The sequence below is a fragment of the Burkholderia sp. B21-005 genome, from assembly GCF_020843965.1.
In the GTDB taxonomy this organism is placed as follows: Bacteria; Pseudomonadota; Gammaproteobacteria; order Burkholderiales; family Burkholderiaceae; genus Burkholderia; species Burkholderia ambifaria.
Genome location: NZ_CP086302.1, coordinates 2,162,522 through 2,188,766 on the forward strand (window position 1 = coordinate 2,162,522; position 26,245 = coordinate 2,188,766).

Annotated in this window: 25 protein-coding genes; 10 read left to right on the plus strand and 15 right to left on the minus strand. The window is 66.5% G+C overall.

The genetic code is table 11. The annotated features are described in order from the left end of the window. Nucleotides 1-140 precede the first annotated feature (140 nt). The 8 genes from LMA02_RS26200 to LMA02_RS26235 all read left to right on the plus strand — a co-directional run bounded on the left by LMA02_RS26200 (nt 141) and on the right by LMA02_RS26235 (nt 6,942). A complete protein-coding gene (locus LMA02_RS26200; RefSeq protein ID WP_228908118.1) occupies nt 141-2,384 on the plus strand; it encodes a TonB-dependent receptor in 2,244 nt (747 codons plus the stop codon). Nucleotides 2,385-2,387: 3 nt separating this feature from the next. Continuing rightward, entirely contained in the window at nt 2,388-3,143 is a 756-nt protein-coding gene (locus LMA02_RS26205) for a tetratricopeptide repeat protein (RefSeq protein ID WP_228908119.1), read from the plus strand. Beyond that, nucleotides 3,140-3,823: a Fe2+-dependent dioxygenase gene (locus LMA02_RS26210; protein WP_228908120.1), complete on the plus strand. Its 684-nt coding sequence runs from the start codon at nt 3,140-3,142 to the stop codon at nt 3,821-3,823. The genes LMA02_RS26205 and LMA02_RS26210 overlap by 4 nt, the downstream gene beginning before the upstream one ends. Before the next feature lie 233 nt (nt 3,824-4,056). Next, a complete protein-coding gene (locus LMA02_RS26215; RefSeq protein ID WP_228908121.1) occupies nt 4,057-4,530 on the plus strand; it encodes an AidA/PixA family protein in 474 nt (157 codons plus the stop codon). Between the two features lie 486 nt (nt 4,531-5,016). Continuing rightward, the gene (locus LMA02_RS26220) at nt 5,017-5,256 is read left to right on the plus strand and encodes a type II toxin-antitoxin system Phd/YefM family antitoxin (protein WP_011659184.1); all 240 of its coding nucleotides are present in this window, start codon (nt 5,017-5,019) and stop codon (nt 5,254-5,256) included. Then, the gene (locus tag LMA02_RS26225; protein ID WP_228910014.1) at nt 5,253-5,648 is read left to right on the plus strand and encodes a type II toxin-antitoxin system VapC family toxin; all 396 of its coding nucleotides are present in this window, start codon (nt 5,253-5,255) and stop codon (nt 5,646-5,648) included. The genes LMA02_RS26220 and LMA02_RS26225 overlap by 4 nt, the downstream gene beginning before the upstream one ends. A gap of 369 nt (nt 5,649-6,017) precedes the next feature. Next, entirely contained in the window at nt 6,018-6,602 is a 585-nt protein-coding gene (locus LMA02_RS26230) for a nucleotidyltransferase family protein (protein ID WP_228908122.1), read from the plus strand. 196 nt (nt 6,603-6,798) lie between these two features. After that, entirely contained in the window at nt 6,799-6,942 is a 144-nt protein-coding gene (locus tag LMA02_RS26235) for a hypothetical protein (RefSeq protein WP_006752960.1), read from the plus strand. Between the two features lie 132 nt (nt 6,943-7,074). On the opposite strand, the gene LMA02_RS26240 is transcribed toward LMA02_RS26235, so the two are convergent. The 8 genes from LMA02_RS26240 to panE form a co-directional block, all read right to left on the minus strand. After that, nucleotides 7,075-7,833, minus strand: a complete 759-nt coding sequence (locus LMA02_RS26240) for an SDR family oxidoreductase (protein WP_228908123.1) — start codon at nt 7,831-7,833, stop codon at nt 7,075-7,077. Beyond that, nucleotides 7,830-9,377 (minus strand): FGGY-family carbohydrate kinase, encoded by a 1,548-nt coding sequence (locus LMA02_RS26245; RefSeq protein ID WP_228908124.1) that lies wholly within the window; start codon nt 9,375-9,377, stop codon nt 7,830-7,832. Before LMA02_RS26245 ends, LMA02_RS26240 begins: the two co-directional genes overlap by 4 nt. Nucleotides 9,378-9,406: 29 nt before the next feature. Then, nucleotides 9,407-10,495 (minus strand): alcohol dehydrogenase catalytic domain-containing protein, encoded by a 1,089-nt coding sequence (locus LMA02_RS26250; RefSeq protein ID WP_228908125.1) that lies wholly within the window; start codon nt 10,493-10,495, stop codon nt 9,407-9,409. Nucleotides 10,496-10,541: 46 nt separating this feature from the next. Beyond that, on the minus strand, nt 10,542-11,555 hold the full coding sequence (locus LMA02_RS26255; RefSeq protein WP_228908126.1) for an ABC transporter permease: 1,014 nt from the start codon (nt 11,553-11,555) through the stop codon (nt 10,542-10,544). Beyond that, nucleotides 11,542-13,062 carry a sugar ABC transporter ATP-binding protein gene (locus LMA02_RS26260; protein WP_228908127.1) on the minus strand — a complete coding sequence of 507 codons (1,521 nt, stop codon included), beginning with the start codon at nt 13,060-13,062 and terminating at the stop codon, nt 11,542-11,544. Before LMA02_RS26260 ends, LMA02_RS26255 begins: the two co-directional genes overlap by 14 nt. 62 nt (nt 13,063-13,124) lie before the next feature. Continuing rightward, entirely contained in the window at nt 13,125-14,078 is a 954-nt protein-coding gene (locus LMA02_RS26265) for a substrate-binding domain-containing protein (RefSeq protein ID WP_228908128.1), read from the minus strand. Nucleotides 14,079-14,194: 116 nt separating this feature from the next. After that, nucleotides 14,195-15,154, minus strand: a complete 960-nt coding sequence (locus tag LMA02_RS26270) for an AraC family transcriptional regulator (RefSeq protein ID WP_166724787.1) — start codon at nt 15,152-15,154, stop codon at nt 14,195-14,197. Nucleotides 15,155-15,403: 249 nt separating this feature from the next. Beyond that, nucleotides 15,404-16,351: a 2-dehydropantoate 2-reductase gene (gene panE, locus LMA02_RS26275; protein ID WP_228908129.1), complete on the minus strand. Its 948-nt coding sequence runs from the start codon at nt 16,349-16,351 to the stop codon at nt 15,404-15,406. 256 nt (nt 16,352-16,607) lie between these two features. Here panE and LMA02_RS26280 point away from each other — a divergent pair, with 256 nt between their 5' ends. Beyond that, a complete protein-coding gene (locus LMA02_RS26280; RefSeq protein ID WP_228908130.1) occupies nt 16,608-18,161 on the plus strand; it encodes a methyl-accepting chemotaxis protein in 1,554 nt (517 codons plus the stop codon). A 96-nt stretch (nt 18,162-18,257) separates the two neighbouring features. On the opposite strand, the gene LMA02_RS26285 is transcribed toward LMA02_RS26280, so the two are convergent. Then, the gene (locus LMA02_RS26285; RefSeq protein WP_228908131.1) at nt 18,258-18,935 is read right to left on the minus strand and encodes a response regulator transcription factor; all 678 of its coding nucleotides are present in this window, start codon (nt 18,933-18,935) and stop codon (nt 18,258-18,260) included. Nucleotides 18,936-19,296: 361 nt separating this feature from the next. Between LMA02_RS26285 and LMA02_RS26290 the strand changes: the two genes are divergently transcribed. Then, the gene (locus LMA02_RS26290) at nt 19,297-19,788 is read left to right on the plus strand and encodes a hypothetical protein (protein ID WP_228908132.1); all 492 of its coding nucleotides are present in this window, start codon (nt 19,297-19,299) and stop codon (nt 19,786-19,788) included. A gap of 105 nt (nt 19,789-19,893) precedes the next feature. On the opposite strand, the gene LMA02_RS26295 is transcribed toward LMA02_RS26290, so the two are convergent. The 6 genes from LMA02_RS26295 to LMA02_RS26320 all read right to left on the minus strand — a co-directional run bounded on the left by LMA02_RS26295 (nt 19,894) and on the right by LMA02_RS26320 (nt 25,260). Further along, nucleotides 19,894-21,255, minus strand: a complete 1,362-nt coding sequence (locus tag LMA02_RS26295; RefSeq protein ID WP_416378695.1) for a sigma 54-interacting transcriptional regulator — start codon at nt 21,253-21,255, stop codon at nt 19,894-19,896. A gap of 169 nt (nt 21,256-21,424) precedes the next feature. Beyond that, a complete protein-coding gene (locus tag LMA02_RS26300) occupies nt 21,425-22,009 on the minus strand; it encodes a hypothetical protein (RefSeq protein WP_228908134.1) in 585 nt (194 codons plus the stop codon). 155 nt (nt 22,010-22,164) lie between these two features. Next, complete coding sequence (locus LMA02_RS26305) at nt 22,165-23,829, minus strand: chemotaxis protein CheA (protein WP_228908135.1); 1,665 nt, start codon at nt 23,827-23,829, stop codon at nt 22,165-22,167. 44 nt (nt 23,830-23,873) lie between these two features. Then, nucleotides 23,874-24,155 carry a hypothetical protein gene (locus tag LMA02_RS26310; protein ID WP_228908136.1) on the minus strand — a complete coding sequence of 94 codons (282 nt, stop codon included), beginning with the start codon at nt 24,153-24,155 and terminating at the stop codon, nt 23,874-23,876. 76 nt (nt 24,156-24,231) lie between these two features. Beyond that, entirely contained in the window at nt 24,232-24,822 is a 591-nt protein-coding gene (locus tag LMA02_RS26315; RefSeq protein ID WP_228908137.1) for a hypothetical protein, read from the minus strand. A gap of 111 nt (nt 24,823-24,933) precedes the next feature. Next, nucleotides 24,934-25,260, minus strand: a complete 327-nt coding sequence (locus LMA02_RS26320; RefSeq protein WP_228908138.1) for a hypothetical protein — start codon at nt 25,258-25,260, stop codon at nt 24,934-24,936. Nucleotides 25,261-26,245: the final 985 nt, after the last annotated feature.

Sequence of the window (26,245 nt, forward strand, 5' to 3'; positions counted from 1 at the left end):
CAAATGCAAACAAGAATGCTTCTCATTCAAAAGAAAATTACATAGAATGCCCGCTGAAAACAAATCGTAATAATTCCGGGCGGCATGCACGTTTGCGTAACGCGCCGTTCCCGGGCCACACCGCGAGGTCGAAGCGCACCATGAAGTCCCGTCCTGACGAGCTGAAGCTCGGCAAATTCACCACCCTGTGCAGCGTGCTCGCCGCGAGCCCCGCGTTCGCCGACGGCACGCCGTCGCCCGCCCCGGTCAGCACCGAAGGCCATCTCGCACCGATCGAGATCCAGGGCAAGACCGAGCACAGCTACAAGGCCGACTTTTCCGCATCCGCGAAATTCACCGCGCCGCTCGTCGACACGCCGAAGTCGGTGACCGTCATCCCGCAGGAGCTGATCCAGAACAGCGGTGCGACGACGCTGACCGAAGCGCTGCGCACGGTGCCCGGCATCACGTTCGGTGCGGGCGAAGGCGGCAACCCGCTCGGCGATCGTCCGTTCATCCGCGGCTACGACACGCAAGGCAGCATGTTCGTCGACGGGATGCGCGACACGGGCGCGACCACCCGCGAAATCTTCAACACCGAGCGCATCGAGATCACCAAGGGTTCCGACGGCGCGTACGGCGGCCGCGGCGGCGCGGGCGGCAGCATCAACCTGATCACCAAGGCCCCGCACCTCGGCACGACGGCCGCCGCGAGCGCAGGACTCGGCACCGACCGCTATCGCCGCTTCACGGCCGACGGCAACTGGCAATTCGCCGATCACGCCGCGTTCCGCCTGAACCTGATGAGCCACAACAACGACGTCGCCGGCCGCGACGTCGTCAACAACGAGCGCTGGGGCGTCGCGCCGTCGATCGCATTCGGTCTCGGCACGCCGACGCGCGTGACCGCGAGCTACTACCACCTGTCGACCGACGACATGCCCGACGGTGGCATTCCGTACTTCTACACGACGTCGAACAAGCCCGCGAACGTCGACACGATCTATCCGGCGCCCGTCGACCGCCACAACTTCTACGGCCTGATCGACCGCGACTTCCGCAAGACCACGTCCGACATCAGCACGATCCGGATCGAGCACGACATCACGTCGGGGCTGACGGTGCGCAACACCACGCGCTATACGGAATCGACGCAGGACTACATCTGGACACAGCCCGACGACAGCCAGGGCAACGTGGTGAACGGCAAGGTCTGGCGCCGCAACAACAACCGCGACAGCTCGATCAACAGCCTCGCGAACCTGACCGAATTGTTCGGCGAATTCCGTACCGGCCCGTTCAAGCACAGTTTCACGACCGGCATCGAACTGTCGCGCGAATGGGGCAAGCGCGATTCGTACACGGTGGCGACCGACACCGGCAAGATCTGCCAGAAGGGCATCGGCGCCGCATCGGGCTACAACTGCACGAGCCTCTGGTCGCCGAACCCGAACGATCCGTGGGCCGGCTCGGTCACGCGCAACAACGATTACGCGCATGCGCGCACCACGACGAAGTCGATCTACGGCTTCGACACGATCGAGATCACGCCGCGCTGGCAGGTGAACGGCGGCGTGCGCGTCGACGACTACTCGACCCGCTTCACCGACACCAAGGCCAACGGCGGCAAGACCACCACGCGCGACGACACGCTCGTCAACTGGCAGGCCGGCCTCGTGTTCAAGCCCGCGCAAAACGGCAGCATCTACGCGTCGTATGCGACGTCGTCGACGCCGGCCGGCATGCTGCTCGGCGAAGGCAGCGAAACGCAGTCGCTCACGCCGGGCCGCGGCGGCGTCGGGCCGAACGCCGACCAGATGGCGCCGGAAAAGAACCGCAGCATCGAGCTCGGCACGAAGTGGAACGTGCTGAACGACCAGCTCGCGCTCACCGCCGCGCTGTTCCAGATCGATACGACGAATGCGCGCGTGACGCTGCCGAACAACCAGTACGCGATGGTCGGCAACAAGCGCGTGCAGGGTCTCGAGCTCGGCGTCGCCGGCCAGATCACGAAGCAATGGCAGGTGTTCGGCGGCTACACGTACATGAAGAGCGAGCTGCGCGACAACGGCAAGGACGCCGCGAACGACGGCCACCGCTTCCCGAACACGCCGAAGCACAGCCTGACGATGTGGTCGAACTACGACGTGACGCCGAAGTTCACCGTCGGCGGCGGCGCGTTCTACATGTCGGAAGTGTTCGGCGATCCGGCGAACCTGCGCGCGGTGCCGTCGTACTGGCGCTTCGACGCGATGGCGCAGTACCGGATCAACAAGAAGCTCGACCTGCAGTTGAATGTGAACAACCTGTTCAACCGCACGTACTTCGATCAGGCGTATCCGGCGCACTACGCGTCGATCGCGCCGGGCCGCTCGGCGTTCATCACGCTGAATGCGCGCTACTGATCGATGGAAGCCGTCTCGCTGAAGGCGCTCGCGTCGGTGTCGCCGCACGCGTTCGCCGACATCCTGGCCGGGCCGCCCGAGCGCGCCGCCGCGTGGGTCGCGGCGGCGGCCGATCACGGGATCGTCGACGCGCAGGCCGTCTACGGACAGTATCTGCTCGACGGACACGGCGTCGCGCGCGATCCGGCCGCCGCGTTCGGCTGGTTCGGGCATGCGGCGCGGGCCGGCCACCCGATGGCGATGAACATGCTCGGGCGTTGCTATGAATTCGGCTGGGGCACGGCCGCGTGCGCGCCGGTGGCCGTGTATTGGTACCGGCTCGCCGCGCAGGCAGGGCTCGACTGGGGCATGTACAACTACGCGACGGCGCTCGCACTCGGCAACGGCATCGACGAGAACCGTGCCGACGCGCTCGACTGGTTTCGCCGCGCGGCCGCGCTCGGCCATGCGAAGTCGATCAACCTGATCGGCGGTTTCTACGAGGACGGCTGGGTCGTGACTGCCGATGTCGACACCGCGTTCGATCACTATCGCCGCGCCGCCGAGGCCGGCGACTTCCGCGGCCAGTTCAACTATGCGCGGCTGCTCGCCGAGCGCGGGCGCATCGACGAAGCGCTTGCCTGGCTCGCGCGCGTGCCGGCCACCGCTACGCCGGCGTTCGTCGCGAAGATGCGTGCGTATCTTGCGTCGTCGCCGCTCGCTGCATTGCGCGCGGCGGCGCTGCAGCTGCCGTCTCACGGCATGGAATTCGAATCATGATGCTTCATATCCCCGGCGTGCTGACCAAGGAGCAGGTCGCGCAATGCCGCGACCTGCTCGACACTGCCGACTGGGTCGACGGCAATGCGACGTCCGGCGCGCAGTCGGCGCTCGCGAAGCGCAACCGGCAGTTGCCGGAAGGATCGCCGGTCGCACGGGCGGTCGGCGATGCGATCCAGGATGCGCTGGCGCGGCATGCGCTGTTCTTTTCGGCGGCGCTGCCATTGAAGGTGTTTCCGCCGCTGTTCAATCGCTATGAAGGCGGCGAGACGTTCGGCACGCACGTGGACAACGCGATCCGGCTACTGCGCGGCACGGATTTTCGTGTGCGCAGCGATCTGTCGGCGACGCTGTTTCTCGAGGAGCCCGATGCGTACGACGGCGGCGAGCTGTGCGTGGAAGATACGTATGGTGTGCATCGCGCGAAGCTGCCGGCAGGCGACCTCGTGCTGTATCCGGCGTCGAGCCTGCATCACGTGACGCCCGTTACCCGTGGCGAGCGCGTTGCTTCGTTCTTCTGGATTCAAAGCATGGTGCGCGACGACAGCGATCGCACGCTGCTATTCCAGCTCGATACGCAGATTCAGGCGCTATCGGCGGAAAAAGGTGCGAAGGATCCGATGGTCATTTCATTGACGGGGATTTATCACAACCTGTTGCGGAAATGGGCGGATGCGTAGGGTGGCTTTTCGGTAGAAATTAATGCACATGCCCGCGAGTAGCGACCGAGCGTTGACAGCGTAATCGATTTCATATCTTGCGTTACAAAATCGAGATAGCATGCACTCCGAATTTGAGCTATGTTCTTATGGTATGACTATTAAACATTAAGAATTAGCACCAGTCGTGGAAATTGCATGATACCGAAATCCCGCCTGGCGATTTTGGCGCATCCCTTTTTAAGGAGACAATTATGGATACGGATGTGATCGACGTTTTGGTAGCAATCGACACGGAGTCGATCGCAAAATCGGTTGGATTCAACAATAGCGCTTCCAATCCTTCTACCGTGGACCCCTCGCATGTTTCCATTGCCGGAAGCGGCCAGAGTGCCAAGGATAACAACCTATCCTTCAATTTGCTCGATCCGGTCTATTGGCGGGCCTCTGCGCTTGGGCTTGGCGACCCATGCGAAATTTATGATTTCGTCGGCACTGACGAAGTAATCACTCTGCCACAATTAGAGTCGTTTAATGGAACAACTCTCACTCCAAACCCGGGAAACCCGAGTGAGCCAACCGTGAATAACAATATAAAACTGTGGCACTGGAAATCTACCGCAGCCCGCAAGGGACAAGTCACATGCGGAATTCGCTTCGTAATAGTTGGGCGCGAAGGCCGACAGACCGGTTACTACCAGTGCAATATATCAATCACAACTAGTTGACGGACCACAGTTCATTCCGTGGCGCTCGTTCTTCACCGCGGCGAGGGAGCGCCACCCAATGCGATCCATCCAATAATTCGTTCCAACTTGCCTGCGCAATCGCGCGAAGTCACGCCATTTCCCGTATGGCACGTCGGGTTCGGATGAGCACCGCGATAGCGGCATCAGAATTCCTGCGTTCGCCATGACTCACCGTATCCAGGTCGGGCAGCGCCTTGTTCTGGCGGGGCTCTGCTTGCCCTGTCGATCGCGTCCCGATCGCGCCGCATCTCCCCGAGCCTCCGAAAGCCCGTGCGCATGTAACCTGGACAATCATGCATCGGCTCGCCGGTCGTGCGACCGACCGCTTGCGGCATCGCCGGTCGGCGATCTCCGGCAAAGCCGTGCCACCACGGAAAACGTCGGCCGAGACCGTCCCGCTCGTCGCTTGCATCAGGTCGCCACGCCGATCTAAAATGACCATCGTCAAATGACCATGCTCATATCATGATGCCGCACGCTCCCGTATCGAAATCCGAATTCAAGGCTCGCGCACTCGAATACTTCCGGCTCGTCGAGGCGTCGGGCGAAAGCCTCATCGTCACCGACCACGGCAAGCCGACGCTCGAAATCCGGCCATACCACGCGCGCGAAGCCCAGCCGTTGGACATATTGCGCGGCTCGGTCATGCGCTACGACAATCCTCTCGATCCGATTGCGGAAGATGATTGGGAGGCGTCGCGGTGATCGTGCTGGATACGCATGCATTGGTGTGGTGGGTGGCGGGCGATCCATCGCTCAGCAAGAAGGCGCGAAGCGCGATCGATCGCGCGCGCGGCGAAGGCACACTTGCAGCCTCTGCGATCTCCGCATGGGAAATCGCCATGCTGGTGCGCAACGAACGCCTCGCGCTGACGATGGACGTCGATGCGTGGCTCGCGACGGTCGCGCAAATCGACGGCATGCGCTTCGTTCCCGTCGACGCCGACATCGCCGCGAAGTCCACCGCCCTGCCCGGCACGTTCCATAAGGATCCGGCCGATCGCATGATTGTCGCCACCGCGCGGCGGCTCGGCGCGTCGCTCGTCACGCGTGACGAAAAGATTCGTGCGTATCCGCACGTGAAGACGCTTTGGTGACTGTCATCTACCCGTCGGCCAAATCACGACACCGACGAAGCCGAACTCCGGTCGACAGGCAATTCGTCTGACCGAACCGAGCGCGACGGTCGCGCGAAACCGTCAACGACCGATCAACACGCTGCCCCATACCGGTTCCACGCATTACCCGTGCGAATGGTGGCATTGGCAGTCCTGCGACCGCGATTGGTCCGTGATACAAAGCGAATCGCTCGCCCTATCCAGCCCTGTCGAGAAAACCCTGCTCGACGAAACCACGTGCTGACATTCTTTCCGGCGGCAATACGCACGCGTCGGTAACATCCGCACTTGCCGATCCCCGCCCACTCCCGCACAATCGGCCCACCTGCCTTCCTCCCCCCCGCGCCGATGTCCTATGCGTCACTCGCCACCGGCGTCCTGCTCGCCGGCGGTCTCGGTCAACGCTTCGACCCAAGCGGTCTGCACAGCAAGCTGCTCGCGCTGCTTCCCGATGGCACGCCGGTTGCGGTCGCGGCCGCCCGCCGTCTCGCCGCAGCCACGGCCGACGTGATCGCCGTCGTGCGTCCTGGCGCCGAAAAACTCGCGATTCTGCTGAACGAAGCCGGCTGCCAGGTCGTCTACGCGCCCGACGCGATGCGCGGCATGGGCGCGAGCCTCGCGGTCGGTGTCCGCACGACGCCCGAAGCGACCGGCTGGCTGGTCGCGCTCGGCGATATGCCGTGGATCGCGGCGCCCACCTACGAAATGCTCACGCGCGCGCTCGACGCCGACGACGCGTCGATCGTCGCCCCCGTGCATCGTGGCGTGCGCGGCCATCCGGTCGGTTTCGCCGCGCACCATTACGATGCACTCGCCGCGCTCGACGGCGATACGGGCGCCCGCGCGCTGTTCGCCAGCGCGCCGGTGAACCTGCTCGACGTCGACGATCCCGGCATCCTGCGCGACGTCGATACGCCGGCGGATCTGCGCTGAGACCGGCGCGCGCCGGCCGCGCAGCGCATTATGCGTGCCGCCGCGAGATCCGGCGCGATACCTGCAGACACTCGACTATCGCCGGCAATCCAGATGCTGTCGCGAGAATCCCGCTGCAAACGCTCGCCCGATTGCCTATAACGGAGACGAGGCGCACCCGCCGCGCCACCGTCGTCACGCATTGCACGAGCGCTCCATGGACCACACGACCCCGATGCCCGAGCCCCCGGCCGATCCGAACCGCGATCCGGAAGACGACCCGCTGTCGCCACCTCCGCCGGGACATCCGCACGACAACCCGCAGCAGCCCGACGGGCCGCCAAGCAAGGATCCCGTTTAACCGGTAACCGGCATCGACCCGAGCAGCGCATCCGGTCGCATCATCCGGCCTGCGCCGGCATGCGTGACGACGTGCGAAGACGCGCGACGCCGAACGGCAACCCTCTGTCGCCCATCGTCGCCCAAGCGCCTGCTACCGCGCCGTATACCCACCATCGATCGCCAGTGAGACCCCGCTGATCATCGACGCCGCGTCGCTCAGCAGGAACAGGATCGGCTCGACCACCTCGTCCGGCTCCGCGAAGCGCCCGAGCGGAATCGCCGCGAGCATCGGCGCGCGCTTTTCCGGTTCGCTCCATGCGAATTGCGCCATCGGCGTGAGCGTGACGGTGGGGTTCACGCTGTTCACACGAATCCCGTGCGCGCCAAGTTCGATGCACAGCACGCGGGTGATCGCGTCGAGCGCCGCCTTCGACGCGCAATAGCTCAGATGCGCGGGCAAGCCGACCAGCGCGGCCTGGCTCGATACGTTGACGATGCTGCCCCGGGCACACACGGCGCCACGCCCGTCACGCGCGATCATCTTCCGCGCGACGGCCCGTGCGACGAGCGCAGCGCCACGCGCATTGACGGCCATCACGCGATCGAAGTGCTCGGCGCTGACCTCGAGCGCCGGCTCGAGCGACGCAATGCCAGCGCAATTGACGAGCGCATCGAACGCGTCGTGCGCGGCAAGCGCCGCATCGATCACCTGTTCATCGCCGCCGATATCGACGCGCAAGGTATCGCAGGCAATTTCGCCGGCCAGCACGTCGAGCGCGGCCGCATCGCGCCCCGCCGCGACGACCCGTGCGCCGGCATGCGCCAGCGCAACCGCGCATGCGCGCCCGATCCCGCTCGACGCACCGGTGACGAGCACCCTTGAACCGCTGAAATCGAATCGCGTCTTCATGATGACGTGCGCAGTTCGTGCATGATCGGTTTGAGTGCCGGATACAGCGCCGTATAGAGCGCGAAGCGCGCCGCATACGCATTCGCGCGCCCGGCATCGGGCCGCGCGCGTTCGACGAGCGTGACCCAGCCGCCCTGCGCGTCGTCGTGCGTCACGAGCCCCGCACCGACGGCCGCAAGCAGCGCGGCACCCATCGCGGCTTCGACGTCCTGCTCGATCGTCCATACCGGAAAACCCGTCACGTCCGCGATGATCTGCATCCACAGCGCCGAATGTGCGGCCCCGCCGACGACGATCAACCGGTCGTCCAGCGCCACCGTGCCGCGCCGGCCGGCCTCGATGTTGTGCCGCAGGGCGAACGCGACACCTTCGAGCACGGCGCGATACAGGTGCGCACGCGTATGCGCGAGACTCAGCCCGACGAACGCGCCGCTCGCCTGCGCATCCCAAACGGGGCTGCGTTCGCCCATCAGGTACGGCAGGAACAGCACGCCGTCCGCGCCGGGCGGCACGCGCTCGGCCGCTTCCTCCAGCAGCACGTGCGGATCGCCGTGCGGCAGCAACCTCGCCGCATCGATCTCCGCATGACAGAACTGGTCGCGAAACCACGCGACCGACGCGCCGGCCGTGATCGCGCCACCGAACACGTAGAGGTCGCGCTGCCCGTTGAACACGTGCGGCATGCTGACGAGCCCGTGCCGCGCATCGACGTGCTGGTTCACGTAGCCCCAGCACATGCTCGTACCGATCATCGCGACATGCTGCCCGCCGCGCGTCGCGCCGGCCGCGAAGGTCGCGACGGCCGCGTCGACACCGCCCGCGACGACCGGCGTGCCGGCCGGCAAGCCGAGCTGCTCCGTCCATTGCGACAGCAGCCCGCCGACGATATCAGTCGACTGGACAAGCCGCTCGGGCATCATCGTCGCCGGGATGCCGAGCATGTCGAGCGCGTCGTCGGACCACTCGCGGCGCGCGACGTCATACACGCCGCCGATGTTGCCGGCCGAACTGTGATCGACCGCGACCTCGCCGGTCAGCAGGTAGATCACGTAGGCATTCGGCGGCAGGAAGTAGCGCACGTTCGCCCACACGTCCGGGCGCTGTTCGCGCAGCCACAGCATCTTGGTGAACCCGTAGTAGCTGTCGATGCCGTTGCCCGTGATCACGCGCAGCCGCTCGACGTTCACGTTGGCGTTCACCCAGTCGACTTCCGCGGTCGCGCGCCGGTCCATCCAGATCAGGCACGGATGGAGCGGCCGCATGTCGCTGTCGACCGGAATGCCGGAGCCGCCGTACAGGCTGCTCACGCACACCGCGCGGATCGCATCGGCCGGCACGCCGTGCGCACGCGCGTCGCTCACGCAGCCCGCGATGCAGTCGAGCACTGCGTCGAACCACACCTGCGGCCACTGCTCGGCCCACAGCGGGCGCGGCGTATCGGGCTGGTAGCCGGCCGAGCGCCGCGCGACGATCGTGCCGTGCCGGTCGACGAGCAGCGCCTTGGTGCTTTGCGTGCCGATGTCGACGCCTATGACGTATTCCATGATGTCTCCGGTGAGGCGCGCGCCGGCCTTCAACGGGCCGGCTTCAGCAGCACCTTGATCGAGTCGGGCGATTTCGCGACGCGGATCGCGTCGTCCCAGTCCTCCAGCGCGAAGCCGTGCGTGACGATGCCCTTCGACGTGACGAGCCCGCGCGCGAGCAGGTCGATCGCGATCGGATAACAGTATGGCCCCAGGTGTGCGCCGCGCACGTCGAGCTCCTTGCGATCGCCGATGATCGACCAGTCGACGGTCGTGTCCTCGCCGAACACGCTGAATTCGACGAAGCGGCCGAGCTTGCGGATCAACTCCAGCCCCTGGTTCACGCCGACCGGCGCACCGGTCGTCTCGATGTACACGTCGCAGCCGTAGCCATCGGTCAGCGCGCGGACGATCTCGCGCGCATCGTCGCGCGTCGGGTTGATCGTTACGTCGGCGCCGTATTGCCGCGCGAGGTCGAGCCGCTCGTCGAGCAGGTCGATTACGACGAGCTTCTTCGGCGTCTTCAGGTGCGCGACCTGCGTCATCATCAGCCCGAGCGGGCCTGCGCCGGCAATCACGACGACATCGTCGAGCTGGAGGTCGCCGCGGTTCACGGTATGGATCGCGCACGACAGCGGCTCGATGATCGCGGCATCTTCAAGCGACACGCCGAGTGGAATCTTGTGGACGATCGCGGTCGGTGGAATGCGCATGTACTCGGCCATCCCGCCGTCGGCAACTTCGCGCTGGAAACCGAAGATGTTGTGCACCTCGCACATCCAGTACTGGCCCGACTTGCAGTAGCGGCACTTGCCGCACGGCACGATCTGCTCGGCGATCACGCGGTCGCCCGGCGCGACGCCGAAATGCGCGGCCGCGCCGTCGCCGAGCGCTTCCACGTAGCCGAAGAATTCATGACCGGGAATCACGGGCGCCTTCACCCACGGATTCGGGCCGCCCCAGAACATCTTCGCGCCGGTATAGCACTTGCAGTCGCTCGCGCAGATCCCGCACGCGGCGATCCGGATCACGAGTTCGTTCGTGCCCGCGCGCGGCTTCGCGACCTGTTCGACGCGGTAATCCTCGGGGCCGTGGCAAACCACCGCGGTCATGCGCGGCTGGGCTTCGGGTGTCGTCATGAGTTGTCTCTTCCGTTAATGATTCGGATTTCTGATGAATAGCCGGTTACCGCGATCGTTCGCGGCTGATGTAGATCGCGAGCAGGATGATTCCGCCCTTGATCACGTTCTGCACATACGGGTTCACGCCGATCATGTTCAGTCCGTTGTTGAGCACGCCGAGCAGCAGCGCGCCGACCAGCGTGCCGAGAATCGCGCCGCGCCCGCCGGAGATCGACGTGCCGCCCATCACGACGGCCGCGATCGCATCGAGCTCGAAGCCCACGCCGGCGTTCGGCTGTCCGCTCATCAGGCGTCCGGTCAGCACGATCGCGGCGAGCGCCGACGTGAGCCCGGCCAGCGTATAGACGATCAGCTTTACGCGCGCGACGCGCACGCCGGTCAGCCGCGTCGCCTGCTCGTTGCCGCCGATCGCATACACATAGCGGCCGAATGGCATGCGATCGAGCAGCAGCCACGCGATCGCATAGACGATCAGCATGATCAGCACGGGCGCCTGGATACCGAGCACCTTGCCGCTGCCGAAGAATGCGACCCAGTCGGGCAGCCCGTCGATCGGATAGCCGCCCGTATAGATGAGCGCGAGGCCGCGCGCGATGCCCATCGTCGCGAGCGTGACGATGATCGGCGGCATCCCCGCGAACGCGACGAACACGCCGTTCAGGAAGCCGAACCCGAAGCCCACCGCGATACCGATCGCGAGCGCGGCGACCGCATTCATGCCCGCCACCATCAGCCCGGCCGCGAGCGTCCCGGACAACGCCATCACCGAGCCGACCGACAGGTCGATCCCGCCGGTGAGGATCACGCAGGTCATGCCGACCGCGATGATCGCGTTGATCGAGACCTGGCGCAGCACGTTCTCGAGGTTCGCGGCGGACAGGAAGCTCGGGCTCGCGATCATCATCGCGATGCACACGACGACGAGGCCGACGAGCGGATAAAACAGCGTCGAGCGCCGCAACTGCGTCCACATCGCGCGCGGCGGCGGCGCCTCGCCGTTTCCGGCAGCCGCCGCAAGCGTCGTGGAAGGCGTGGAAGAAGATTCAGGCAGGTTCATGGGTCGCTCCTCGCGTGCCGGCCGTGGCATGGGTCATGACCGTGTCGGGATCGATCTCGTCGCCTGCGAGCGTCGCCTCGATGCGGCCCTGCCGGAACACGGCGACGCGATCGCACATGCCGACGATCTCCGGCAGTTCGGACGAGATCATGATGATGGCGTAGCCGCGCGCGGTGAGTTCGCGCATCAGCCCGTAGATTTCCGCTTTGGCGCCGACGTCGATGCCGCGCGTCGGCTCGTCGAAGATCAGCACGCTCGCGTGATGGTTCAGCCAGCGCGCGATCACGACCTTCTGCTGGTTGCCGCCGGACAGCGTGGCCACCTCGGTATGGATCGACGGCGCCTTCACGCCGACGCGCCGCATCACGTCGCGCGTCGTGCGGGCCTCGCCGCGGCGGTCGATCAGCCAGCGCATCGACCGGTACTTGCCGAGGTTGTTCAACGAGATGTTGTCGCGGATCGAAAACGACGTGACGAGCCCTTCCGTCTTGCGGCTTTCCGGCAGGAGGCCGATGCCCGCACGCAGCGCGTCGGCCGGATCGGCAAGCTTCGCCGGCGTGCCGCGCACGCGCACCGTCTTGCGATGCGCGCGCGTCGCACCGATCACCGCGAGCGCGGTCTCGGTGCGGCCCGAGCCGACGAGGCCGGCGAAACCGAGGATCTCGCCCGCATGCAGCGCGAAGCGGTTCACCGGGCCGTCGCGTTCGATCTGCAGCGCGTCGACTTCGAGCACGGCCGGCGCATCGGCAGGCCGCATCGGCTTCGGCGGAAAGCTGCTCTCGATGCGCCGCCCGACCATCATCCGCACCAACTGCTCGACGTCCGTGCGCGCGACGTCGGTCGTCGCGACATACTGGCCATCGCGCAACACCGTGATGCGATCGCACACGGCGAAGATTTCGTCGAGATGATGCGAGATGAAGATCATCGCGACACCCTGCCGCTTCAGCTCGCGCATGATCGCGAACAGGTGTTCGGCCTCGGCCGGCGTGAGCGTGGCGGTCGGCTCGTCGAGGATCAGGATGCGCGCATCGAGCGACAGCGCCTTGCCGATCTCGACGAATTGCTGCTGCGCGACCGACAGCGTGCGCAGCGGTGCATCGAGATCGATCGACACGCCGAGCCGCGCGAAGATGCCGGCCGCCGCGCGGCGCATCCGCGCGCGGTCGCGCACGCCCCAGCGAGTGCGCAGCTCACGGCCGAGGAACAGGTTGTCGACGGCATCGAGGTGCGGAATCAGGCTGAATTCCTGGAACACGATGCCGACACCGGCCGCGACCGCGTCGTGATAATTCGCGAAATGCCGCGCGGTGCCGTCGATCTCGATCGTGCCCGCGTCCGGTTGATGGATCCCGCAGAGGATCTTCATCAGCGTCGACTTGCCGGCGCCGTTCTCGCCGAGCAGCGCGTGAATCTCGCCGCGCGCGATCTCGAGGTGAATATCCGACAGCGCCTTCACGCCCGGAAAGCTTTTCGTGATGTGGCCAAGCTTCAGTATCGTGTCCATCGGCTTCTCCGTACGAAAGGCGCCGGCCGCGCCGCCACCCTTCGCGTCACGTCGCACGTCGCTCACCAGCTGAACCCCTTCGCGTTGCCGCGATCGACGACCTTCACGTCGACCGGAATCGCCTTCGGCACCGTCGCGCCCCACTTGCGCGCGATCGCGATGCCGAGCGCGATGCGCACCTGGTCGGCCGGAAACTGCGCGGTCGTCTCGATGAACTTCGAGTTCGGCTTCTGGATCGCCGCGATCGCCTCGGGCGCGCCGTCGACGCTCGTCAGCTTGATGTCCTTGCCGGAACCCTCGATCGCGGCCAGCGCGCCCATCGAGCCGCCGTCGTTCACGCTGAAGATGCCCTTCAGGTTCGGATGCGCGGAGATCATGTTTTCGGTCACCGACAGCGCGGTCGCCCGCTCCTGCTTGCCGTTCTGCGTGTCGACCAGCTTCACGTTCGGGAATTTGGCGAGCCCGGCCTTGCAGCCGCGCACGCGTTCGAGAATCGGCACGACCGGAATGCCGTCGAGGATCGCCACCTCGCCGCTGCCGCCGATCGCCTTCGCGAGGTATTCGCACGACATCACGCCGGCGTCGTAGTTCTTCGAGCCGACGAACGAATCGACCGGGCCGTTCGCGTTCGCATCGACGGCCACGACCACCGCGCCGGCCTTCTTCGCCTGCGTGATCGCGGACTGGATGCCGGTCGAGTCGGTCGGGTTCACGAGCAGGATGTCGATCTTCTTCTGCAGCATGTCCTCGACGTCGCTGACCTGCTTGCTGACGTCGTGATGCGCGTCGGTGACGACGACCTGCGCGCCGATCGACGCGGCCGCATCGTTCAGCGCCTTCTGCATCGTCACGAAATACGGGTTGTTCAGCTCCTGGAACGTCATGCCGATGCGCAGCGGCGCGGCGTGCGCGACGGCCGGCAGCATGGCCGCGACGGCAAGCGTGGCAACGGCCGCGAGGCGGGCGCCGCGGCGCGGGGAGGAAGCGGGCGATGCGATGGGCGATGCGTGCGTCATGACGGTGTCTCCGGTTGTGTGTGCGGCTTTTTCGTGGGTAAGCGAGCCCCTCGCGACGCGAACGGCGCGATCGGCTGGGTAAAACGGCAAGGAAAGGTCGGGCGAGCGCCCTGCGATCATCCGGGCTGCGGTACGAGCCCGGGCGCGCCGGGCGTGACCACGCGCGGCGGCATCGGGTTGCCGGTGGGCGCCGCGTGCAGCGCGAGTTCCCGGCTGCGCGCGTTCAGGCGCTGGAGTGCGCGAAACTCGGACGGCGCCATCCCCTTCACCGCGCGGAACTGGCGGTTGAAGTTGGACACGTTGTTGAAGCCGGCCTGGAAGCAGATGTCGGTGATGTTCGCGTCGTCGGCGAGCAGCATCTGGCATGCGGATTCGATGCGCAGGCGGTTCACGTACTGGACGAACGGCAAACCCGTATGACGGTGGAACGCGCGCGAGAACGCGCTGACGCTCTGCCCGGTCAGCTGCGCGAGCTCCGATTCGCGCAGCTCCGACGCGAGGTTCTTGCCGATGTACGACAGCGCATGGCTGAGCCGCGTGGGCGTCACGTGCGCCTGGTCGTAGGCGGGGCTCGCGAGCAGCGTGCGTTCCGCCGCGCCGCACAGCCGCTCGAGGATCGTCATGAACAGCGCGATGCGGCGCATGCCGCGCGCACCCAGCAGCTCGTCGAACAGCGGCGCGATCGCCGCGCTCGTGTCGTCATCGAAGCCGACGCCGCGCCGCGCGTCGTCGAGCAGCGCCTGCGCCTCGCGGCATTCGGGAAACGCGTCCATGCAGCGGCGCACGAACGACGGATCGAACTGGATCACCAGGTTGCGGCGCTCGACGGTTTCGCCTTCCGCCATGTCGCTGACCCAGTTGTGCGGCAGGTTCGGGCCGAGCAGCACGAGATGGCCCGGGCCGAACGAGCCGATATGGTCGCCGACGAAATACTTGCCGCGCGTCGCGACGATCAGGTGCAGTTCGAATTCGGGATGAAAATGCCAGCGGATCGTGCGATACGGATAGCCGTGCGACCAGACCTTGAACGACTCGTCGCGTCGCACTTCGACCACTTCCAGATCGGGGTGCATCATCCTGGCGTCTCCATTCCCATGTGTCGCTGGCCGGGCCGTTCTGCGTGGCGACCGGTCGCATGGAAAGCAATGTAGGTCGATCGCGCGCGCGGCTCCACCAACTTTACGCCTGATTTTCGATACTTTTTTGCGGTTTGCGGGTGGAAACGACGCCGGATAGCAAAATTGTGCAGCGCGGAATGCGCGCCGGCCGGCGGCGGCAACGAACGGCCGCCGTGCGTATCCGGCAACGCGGCTCGACGCTGACGGCTACCGCGACGACGCAGCCGCGCTTTCCCGTGCGACGCGCACCTCGTAGGTCTTCAGGTGGTTGTAGGCGATGCGCAGCAGCGACAACGCATCCGCCACCTGCGGGTCGCGGCGCGCGAGCAGGTCGCCGATCACGTGATCGGCTTCGACCCGCGCGTGGTTCTCGACATCGCGCAGCATCGACGCGGTCAGCGGCGATGGCGTGAGCACCATCCGCTGCATCCGCTCGATCGCGGCCGGATCGGGCCGGTAACCGTTGTGCGCGGCGATCGCGCTGCATTCGTCGAGCATCGTCTCGAGCAGACGGCGGCCGTCCGGCGCGGCGAGAATGTCGCCGACCGAGCCGCGAAACAGCGACGTGCTCGCCGCGAGCGTCGCGAGGAACACCCACTTGTCCCACATCCGTGCGGCGATGTCGTCGCTGAGCGTCGCATCGAAGCCCGCGCCGCCGAGCACGTCGGCCACCGCGCGCACACGCGCCGATTCGCCGCCGGCGAGTTCGCCGAACGACAGCCCGTGCGTATCGTTCAGATGCACGATCCGCTGCTCGCGATCGAGCGTCGCCGCGATCACGCACAGGCCGCCCAGCACCTGCGCGGCGCCGAACCGGTCGCGCAGCACGTCGAGATGGCGCATCCCGTTGAGCATCGGCAGGATCAGCGTCGACGGCCCGACGAACGGCGCGAACGACGCGATCGCATCGTCGAGGCTGTAGGCCTTGCAGCTCAGCAGCACCAGGTCGAACGGCGCGGCCGCATCGCCCGCGCGCACCGTCTGCACGTTCGCGAGCGTCAGGTCGCCGCGCGGGCTGCGGATCAGGAGCCCGTCGCGCGCGAGCGCGGCCGCGCGGCCGTCGCGCACCAGGAACGTCACGTCGCGCCCCGCCGCCGCGAGCCGGCCGCCGAAGTATCCGCCGACCGCGCCGGCCCCCACCACCAGAATTCGCATCGTTGCCTCCTTTCAGGTTCGTTCGACGCCGCCGCCCCGCCCGACTATCCGGGCATGACACGCAACCGTCATCGCCCGACAGTATAGCGACGGAAAATATGTATATGCATAGATGACCGCACCGCGCTCGCTGGTATCGAGCGGCTGCCGTTTCTAAGGGATTTCCCGCCTACGGTCATGCGCGTGGCGTGCCGTCAAAGACTTATCCCGTCACGCCGTTCCGGCGCGCTTGTTCGACCGACCGACCTCACTACTCATGCGCACCCTTTCCCTGAACCAGAAACTCGCCTCGATGATCGTCATCCTGTGGCTCGGCCTGCTCGTGATCGCCGGCGTCGGCGCATGGCAGACGCGCGCGTCGATGATCACGGACCGCCGCGACCAGCTGGCGTCGCTCGTCGCGCAGGCCACGAGCGTGACCGACCACTACTACAAGCTGTCGCAACAGAACGCGTTGCCCGAAGCTGACGCGAAGCAGAAGGCGCTCGAGGCGATCGCCGCGATGCGCCACGGCACCGACGGCTACATCTCGGTCAACGACTCGAAGCCGGTGATCGTGATGCATCCGATCAAGACCGACCTCAACGGCAAGGACGTGTCGAATTTCGCGGATCCGAACGGCAAGCACCTGTTCGTCGAGATCGTGAAGGCCGGCAACGCGGAAGGCGGCAAGGGCTTCGTCGAGTATCTGTGGCCGAAGCCGGGCGCCGACAAGCCGCAGGACAAGACCAGCGCGGTGCAGCGCTTCGCGCCGTGGGACTGGTATCTCGTGACCGGCATGTACATGGACGACGTGCGTTCGGCGGTGCTCGCGAGCGTCGGCCGCTGGCTCGCGATGACGGCCGTGCTCGGCGCGATCGCGACCGCCGTGATGGTGCTGGTGCTGAAAAGCGTGCGCGCGAACCTCGGCGGCGAGCTCGAGGTCGCGCTCGACGCCGCGCAGCGTATCGCACAGGGCGACCTGACCGCGCGCGTGAACGTGAAACATGACGACCGCGGCAGCCTGCTGCATGCACTGCATACGATGCAGAGCGGGCTGATCGACATGGTGGCGCGCGTGCGGATGGGCACGGAGAACATCAACGTCGGCGCGAGCGAGATCGCGTCGGGCAACACCGACCTGTCGCAGCGCACCGAGGAGCAGGCAGCCGCGCTCGTGCAGACCGCGTCGAGCATGGACCAGATGACCGCGAACGTGAAGCAGAACGCGGACAGCGCCGCCCAGGCCGCGACGCTCGCCGGCCAGGCCGCGCAGGTCGCGTCGCGCGGCAGCGAGGTGGTCGACAATGTCGTGCGCACGATGAACGAAATCACCGACCGCTCGCACAAGATCGGCGACATCATCGGCGTGATCGACGGGATCGCGTTCCAGACCAACATCCTCGCGCTGAATGCGGCCGTCGAGGCGGCGCGCGCCGGGGAACAGGGCCGCGGCTTCGCGGTGGTCGCCGCCGAGGTGCGCTCTCTCGCGCAACGCTCGGCGACGGCCGCGAAGGAGATCAAGTCGCTGATCGTGTCGTCGAACGAAACCGTCGAGCACGGCGCGACGCTCGTCACGCACGCGGGCGAGACGATGGCCGAGATCGTGCAGTCGGTGCGGCGCGTGAACGAAATCCTCGACGAAATCAGCCATGCGTCGCGCGAGCAGAGCGCGGGGATCGAGCAGGTCAACCGGGCGGTGGGCGAGATGGATCAGGTCACGCAGCAGAACGCGGCGCTCGTCGAGCAAGCCGCGGCGGCCGCGCATTCGCTGCGCGACCAGGCCGAAGCGCTGCGCGACGCGGTCACGCGATTCGCATTGCCGGCCTGACATCGATTCCATCGATTCCGCCGATCCCGGCGGATTCCCCCTGACGGGCCGGCGCCGCGCGGTACCGGCCCTGCCCGGCCCGCGCTGCTCTCGCGCCTACCCCGCGCCGACCGGCTGGCTCACGCTCCCGGCGCCGCCGAACCCGAGCCCGGCCGCCCGCTGGACCAGCTCGATGTCGTTGGTCACGCCGAGTTTCTTCATCGCGCTGATCTTCTGCGCGCTGACCGTCTGCTTCCCCTTGTTCAGCCGCTGCGCGATCGTCTTGATCGGCACGCCGGCCAGATAGAGGCGAATCACCTCGATTTCGCGCGTCGACAGCTTCACCGGCGGCTGGTCGTGTTCGGCGAGCGCCTCGAGCGCGCGCCGGACGAGCGGCGACAGGTAGCGCCCGCCGCTGTAGCTCGAATGGATCGCGGTGACGATGTGGCCGACGTCGTCGAACTTGCTGACGAGGCTCGCGCCGCCTCGCGCGAGGATCGAGCGGAAGATCACCGGATTCTCGTTCCCGACCAGCGCGACGATGCCGACGTTCGGGCGCGAGCGGCGTAGCCAGTCGAACAGCGCGAGGCCGTCCATCTGCGCGTCCTGGCCGATCGCATAGTCGACCAGCACGATGTCGCAGTCGATGCGGCCGAGCGCGTCGACCAGTTCGCCCGGGGTCCGGGAGACGCCGACGAGATCGATCGCGCACGCATCGCCGGCAATGTGCTCCATGCCCGCGAGCGTCAGCGGCCAGTCGTACGCGAAAACAGTGCGAATACTGAATTTCCCCATGCGCAGTTTCCAGAAGGTTCGCCGGGCCGCGCGGCGCGGAATGCGTGCGCGGCCGGATCGGCGTTGAATGACGTTCGAGATATTTTTATCCCGAACGTTATTCTAGGAAGCGGCGCGCGGCCGGGATATCGGACGGTGTATAGATTGGCCTGCGGGAACGTAATACGAGTTTGATATTTGCGCCGGTCCGACCATTCGGCGGCTGCCTGAGTCGGCCGGATGGCCGACATTGCGGGCGGCGCGGGCCGCACGGACGGCCCGCGGGGTAAAATTGCGGCCTTTGCATGCCACTCCGGGCGACCGGCCGTGGGCAGCGCGCCGCTCCCGGCCGCGCGCCCCGCCCGTTCGCCGCGCTTCCTCCATGACCGAATCCGATCTGCAATCCGACGACACCACCATCCACCAGGACGGCCTCTGGCACGACAACGGCTGGACCGCCCGCATCATCAAGAACGAGGACGACGACGGCTGGGCCGTCGAGATGATCAAGGACGGCGAAGCCGAGCCCGCGCTGGTCGGCCCGTGGACGATGGGCCGCGACAAGAAGAACCCGAAGCCGATGGACGCGAACGCGTTCCGCACGCTGGTAAAGACCGCGACCGAGGTGCTGATGCGTCACGAGCAGCAGCGCCGCGCGATGCTGCACAAGGAAGTGACGGTCCAGGGCGACGACGGGCAGGATGTGTCGGTGACGCTCGACATCGTGCCGGACGAGTTCGAGCCGTATGCGCAATTGAAAGCGTTCGACCCGTACGGTGAGCTGCTGGCCGACGCGAAGGTGTCCGCCGGGTTCAAGCTCAACAAGGCCAGCGCCGCGCGCTGGGTCGAATCGGGCTTCGAACGGCCGGCCTGACGCCACGGGCCACGGGCCACGGGCTGGCGGGCTAGCGGGCGGGCTGGCGAGCCGGCGGGCGGGCCGGCGGCCGCGCGACGCCGCGCCGCGCGGGCGTAACCGGCATCAGCCGTGCAGGCCGTGCGCGATCATCAGGCGGTACAGCGTCGCGCGCGAAATCCCGAGTTCCGCCGCGACGTCGGCGTGCTGGTGCCGATGCCGCAACAGCGTTTCCTCGATCGTCTGGCGCTCGGCCTGCCGGCGCGCTTCGGCGAGCGTCGGCGGCCGGTGCGACGTGTACTGGCTCAGTTCGAGATCGACGGCCGAGATCAGCGGGCCGTTCGTCATCACGACCGCGAAGCGGATCCGGTTGATCAGTTCGCGCACGTTGCCCGGCCACGCATAGTTGTGGATCGCCTCGATCGCGCACGGCATGAAGCCGCGGATCCGGTGCGAGCCGTCGTCGCGATAGCGCCGCAGCACGTGGTCGGCGAGCAGCATGATGTCGCGGCCGCGCGCGCGCAGCGGCGGTTCGTCGATACGCAGCACGCACAGGCGGTAATACAGGTCCGCACGGAACCGCCCCGCCTGCATCGCGGCCTCCAGATCGACATGCGTCGCGGACACGATCCGCACGTCCACCGCAATCGACACGCGCCCGCCGAGCCGCTCGATCTTGCCCTCCTGCAGGAACCGCAGCAGGCTCGCCTGGCTCTCGAACGGCATGTCGCCGATTTCGTCGAGAAACAGCGTGCCGCCGTGCGCGGCCTCAATGCGGCCGATCTTGCGCTGGTGCGCGCCGGTGAACGCGCCGCGTTCATGGCCGAACAGCTCGGCCTGCAGCAGCGTCGGCGGGATGGCCGCGCAATTCACGGCGACGAACGGCGCGTCGGCGCGCGACGAATGCTGGTGGATCGCCGCCGCTGTCAACTCCTTGCCGGTCCCGGATTCGCCGGCGATGAACACGGCGGCCTCGGTGTTCGCGACCTTGCGGATCGTCGCGAACAGGCGGCGCATCGCGCCGCATGCGCCGATCATCGCACCGCCGGGCGGCGCGGCATCGACGGCCGGTTCGCTTTCCACCAGTTTCAGCATCCCGTACGCATGGCCGACGAGATAGCCGATCGTCGTGCAGGCCGTCGCATTGCACACATAGTCGAAGCAGCACTGGCGAATCATGCGCGCGACGGTGGCGTCGCGCAGCCGCTCGTCGTCGGCGAGCGCGACCCAGCCGATACGCGGATCGCGCAGCAGCGCCTCGAACGACGCGACGTCGGGGGGCGCGAAGTCGTCGAAATCGACGATGCCCGCGTGCAGGCGGTTCGCCTTGACGAGATTGAGTGCGTCCGCAACGGATTTCGCACGCCACACGTTCCAGCCGCGCGATGCGAGACAGGCGATGAGCCCCGCATCGGGATGCTGCGACAGATACACGAGCGGGCGCGACAGCACGGTATGGGGACGCCGGAACGCGACGAACGGCGGCATGCATGCGGCCCGTTCGCCCTCCTGCGGGCCTGACAGTGTGATCGGGCAGTAATGGTTCACGATGGCCTCGCCGCTTAGGGTTGTCTGGCGGAGCGCGGCGCGAATCGGTGCGTGGCAGGCCTTCCTGCCCGCGCGCCGCGCTGCCGGCGTGTCCGCTCGGGAAAGTTCGTTATCGGCAGAACACGACGCGCTGCGTGTAGATCTGCGGTTCGACGGCGGGTCGCGCGGCCTGGTTGAGGTCTTCGCGATAGGTGCGGTAGGTCCTGCCGTTGACCGTCACCTCCGTCGCGGACGCCGTCTCGATCGTGTTCAGCCCGTTGCGTTGCCAGTCGCTGACCTGCGCCGACGCGGACAGGTTCGATTCGCCCGCGATCTTCTGCGTGATCGCGCTGCTGTCGTTCCACGGCTGCGTCCGCATGTCCTCGGCGTGCTGCATCGCGCCGACCGTCTTGCCGGTCGGGACCGGCCCGCTTTGCGCTTCGAACGGCGCGCCGCGGCCGTACACCGGCGATTGCCACGACGGTGCGTGCCCTTCCTCCGGCATCATGTAAATCATCTGCGGGTCGCCGACCATCATCATCGGCACGCATCCGGTGTTGTCCGGGCGGCCGAGCGTCGTCAGCGCCTGCTGAACGCTCGCGGCGTTCGCGAGGTTCTGCTCGCTCAGGATGACAAACACCGCAGGATTCTGGAAAACCGACTGCGCGGCGGCTTGCGTGCCGTACAGCAGCAGAGCGATCAAAAAGATCCTCATGATTGAGGCCTCCTTGTACCCTCGTCAGGCAAAAAGAGGTGTTGGCCTCGGGGATGGGACCAACACCCGTCAAACTTGCGACGTGCGTCGCGCAGCGGACCCGGCGGCTCCCGTGCGCCCGGCATGCCGGGCGCGCGAGAGCCGGGCCCGCGTGCTTACGACGACGTGCTCGTCGAGATGATGGCCGGAGCCGGCATGGCCGGCGCGGCCTGCTGGTCGACCGTGGCCGGCGCCGGCTCCTTCGCCGTGTCGGAACCGGCCGGCATATCGGCGGACGACGCAGGCGCGGCTGCGGATTCGACCGCGTCCGTCGCCTTCGCGTCGACCACCGGCGTGTCGGCAACGGCCGCCGCCGCCGCGGGCTGCGCGACCTCGGGCGCGGGCGCTTCGGCTGCCGCCTGCGCAGCCGGTTCGACAGCCTTCGCTTCGGCCGCGGGCACTGCTGCGTCGACTACCTGCGGTGCGGCGTCGGTCGCGGCCGCCGGTGCCGCTTGCGCGGTGTCCGGCACCTTCGCGTCGGCGGCCGGCGCGGCCGCGGCTTGCGCTGCGGTGGCAGCCGGTGCCGGCTCCGCGGCCTTGTCGGCAACCGCCGGCATGGGTTCCGGCGCCTTCGTGTCGACCGCCGGCGCGGCCGCAGCTTGCGCGGTGGCGTCCGTTGCGGCCGGCGCGGGTTCCGGTGCCTTGTCGGCCACTGCCGGCGCAGGTTGTTCCGGCGCCTTGTCGGCGACGGCAGGCGCGGCAATGATGGCGGCGGCAGGCACCGCGCTCATCACGGCCGGTGCGACGGAAGGCGTGGCGCTCAGCGCCGGTGCTCCGGCAGCAACCGGTGCGACGGCAGGCGCGGCACTCACCGCCGGTGCGGCCGCGGCAACCGGTGCGACTGTGGGAACCGGCACGGCAGCAGGCACGATGGCAGCCGCTTGCGACGCCTTCACGGCAGCCGCTTGCATCGCGGCAGGCACCGCGCTGACGGCCGGCGCGGCGATCGACGGCGCGGGCATCGGCACCGGTGCCGGCGCAGCCTGGACCGCGGTGGTCGCCACCGGGCGCGTCTGCGCGGGCGCCGGTGCAGCGCCATCGAGCGGCGGCAGGCCCATGCGGTTGCGCACGATCGGGTCGCGATACTTCACGTCGTCGGCCACGGTCGCTTCGACGGAAGGCGCCACGTTCGAGCGCGCGAGCGGCGCGGTCGTGCCCGGGCACAGGTGCCCGGTCGCTTCCACCGCGCGCCGGTTCGCATCGCTCTGGCAGAGCAGCGCGAGCGCGACGTCGGTCAGCCCCATCGCGCGGAATTCACGCGCATCGAGACGACGCACGCAAGCCTGGTCGACCAGGGTCGTGCCGCCCGTCGCGCCGAAGCCCGGGAACGACACGCCGACGCTCACCGAGCCCATGCAGGTATCGGACAGCGTGGTCGTGAGGCCCGGCGCCTGGATCGCCGGGTTCGTCTTGATCGTCTGGGTACCCGAATAGTTGACGTTTTCCGCCGCCTGGGTGTTGTACGGGCTGGTGCCGGGCGTGCCGGCCGCGAGCGAGCTCGTGCTCTGCGGCGTCACGCTCGAGCCGCCACTCGTGGAAGACGGCATCGTCAGGTTGACCTGGACGCTCGAATTGCCGCTGCCCCGAATCCCGCTGCTGCTCGTGGCATTGCCGCCAGTCGTGGTGTTGGTGTTCATGCTCGCCCCGCCCCCGAGGCTGACTGCCGTCGACGATGTGGACGACTGCGCACTTGAAGTCGAGTCGGCTGTCTGCGCTTGGGCACCCATCGTGGCCATCGCGAACATCGCCGCGCATGCCACCTTGATCTTGTTGCTGTTCATTTCATTCTCCGGACGAGGTTTGACCTCCCACCCAGGCAACCGTGCTACTTCCCCTGAATTCCTTCAGATTTGCCTGCTTCCCCGAACTGCTTCCAGCCGCTACCCAGCTGGGACCACGAGCCGCCCGACATACCCGGCCATTGCGGCCCCCCTGGCGCACCGATGGCACTGCCCGACGAAAGCGCTTGTTGTTGTGACGGTTTGGTTGCCTGGTCAGGGTTGTTTGACGTCTGCAAATTCGATTGCACGTCGTCGGCAGCACGGTCAGCGCCATATGCCGTCAGAGACGCGAGCATCAGAGCGGCGGCAATCAGTTTCTGCTTCATGCCAACTCCTTACGGTGACAACAAGGCGATGAAAGAGACCAGCGTCGCTGGGAAACTGGTCCCCCCAGCACCCGAATCAAGGACTGCCGGCGGTCGCACCGGAGCTGCCCTGACTGCCGCCCGATGCGGACGGCGATCCGGCCGGACCGGTACCCCATACAGTCGACGTGTTGTAGTGGTTCGAGCCCGCAACCGTTCCCGACCAGCCACTGCCCGTCATCCCTGCGGCACCCGCGTTGGCAACGCCGCCGTCGTTCGCCCCGGTTGCCGTGTAGTGGTTCGCGCCCAGTACGATCGTGGCGGTCACCCCTCCCGACAGCGCATTGGCGTTCTCGCTCGTATTGCCGGTTCCACCGAACGAGCCTGCGGCACCGATACCGCCGCCTGCCGCGAACGCGCCCCCGTTCGAGCCCAAGCCGCTGGCCGTCGAAGTCGAGTCGTGATAGGCGGTTGCCGTGCCGGTGGATCCAGCGGGTGTCACGGTACTTCCCGCGTTTGCGCCCGCTACCGAAGTCGAGTTGCTCGTATAGCTGCCGGTGCCGACCAACACCGAACCCGAGACACCTGTTGCAACGGATTGCGTCTGGTTGAAGGTCGACGGTCCGGACGCCAGGACGGCCGACGACAGAACGGTGAGCGCTGTCGCTAAAAAGACGTTGGCTTTCATAGCAATTCCTTGCTGTGAGGAAGTTCGGTGGCGAGGGCGCCGGGCCCGCCCTCGCGGGACGAAACCCGGCATCCGTGCCACCACTCCATGACGACCGCTATGCGCCGCGGCTTAGTAGTGATACATCGTCCAGCCGGTCGAGCCGGCAGTCGCGCCGCTCGAGCCGCCGGCTTGTGCGCCGCCAAAGCCGAAACCGCTCACCGTCGACGTGTTGACGTGGTTCGTGTACGAGATCGAGCTGCTCGCACCGCCACCCGCCGTTGCACCGGCTGCGCCGAGTGCCGCGCCAGAGTCCATGGCCGTGAATGACCCGTTCCCGGCAACACCGGCCATCGTCTGGCCGCCGCTCGACGACATGCTGGACGAAACCGTGCCGCTCGCTGCAAACGCTGCACTCGAAACCACCATCACTGCTGCTGCAATCAGAAGCTTCTTCATGGTCGACTCCATAACGGCGTGGACGGAACAAGCAAGGAAAGCTGCACGCCTTCAACTTCCCTGCCTTGAGCAATCCTCATAAATAAGGATCACTATCTAATTACAAAGAATCGATTCTCGCGAATCCGACACCCGGTAATTTTTGGCCAGTCGAAGTTTAGGTTCGTATTTTTTAGTTTTCCGAACTTTTTTATAAACGTTTTCGATAAGGCTTATCGATTTTCAACTACCAGAAAAAAATTGCGTCACGCACCCGAAAACAGGAATTCACCGTTCCGGATTAGTCGCTTTCGAAACTCGCTCACGCGGCATGCCGGCACACGGCGTCCGCTTCAGCAATCGAAAATGCGCGAATAGTGTTATCCACCGAAAATGCAGTGCCATTGAAACCGTGCGCGTCATCGCGGCGATTACGGGCCTGCATGACAGTCAGGTGGCATCGTTTCTCCCTGAGCTACCGATCGAATATCTTCCCGGCAATCCGGCCGACGGTCGTTTGAATTAGTCCAGCCGGCGCCGGTGTTTTTCCGGCGCGATCGAGACGGCCCTGCACGGTCGAAGATGAATCGGCGTCAAGCTGTCCGGCACGAACAGCCTGGTCCATCCGGGGGAACGGAGCGAAGATGAAGAGGGGCGCCGTTGTGGGCCGGTCGTCATGCGCAACGACAGGTTCGCCAGCGCGTGCAACGCGCGGAAGCCGGGAAACGGGCAGCGACGAACCCGCGAGGCTGGCACTGCATCGCGAGTCGTACTACACCCTGTCCGACTACCCCAAGGGTGCGCAAGGAATGCGCGAATCAAGCTGCTGCTTGTGGTCTTCATCACTGTTTCCCCGACTGCTTATTGACGAGTTGACCGCCCCCCATCTTCGATGCATCTGGTCGACCGCTCGCCGGTGTAACCCATATCGCAAGCGGCATGCCATGCGTGATTCCACCGATGGTTGCGCGTCGCATGCCGTCCGCTGCGCCAGGATCTGTCGCCG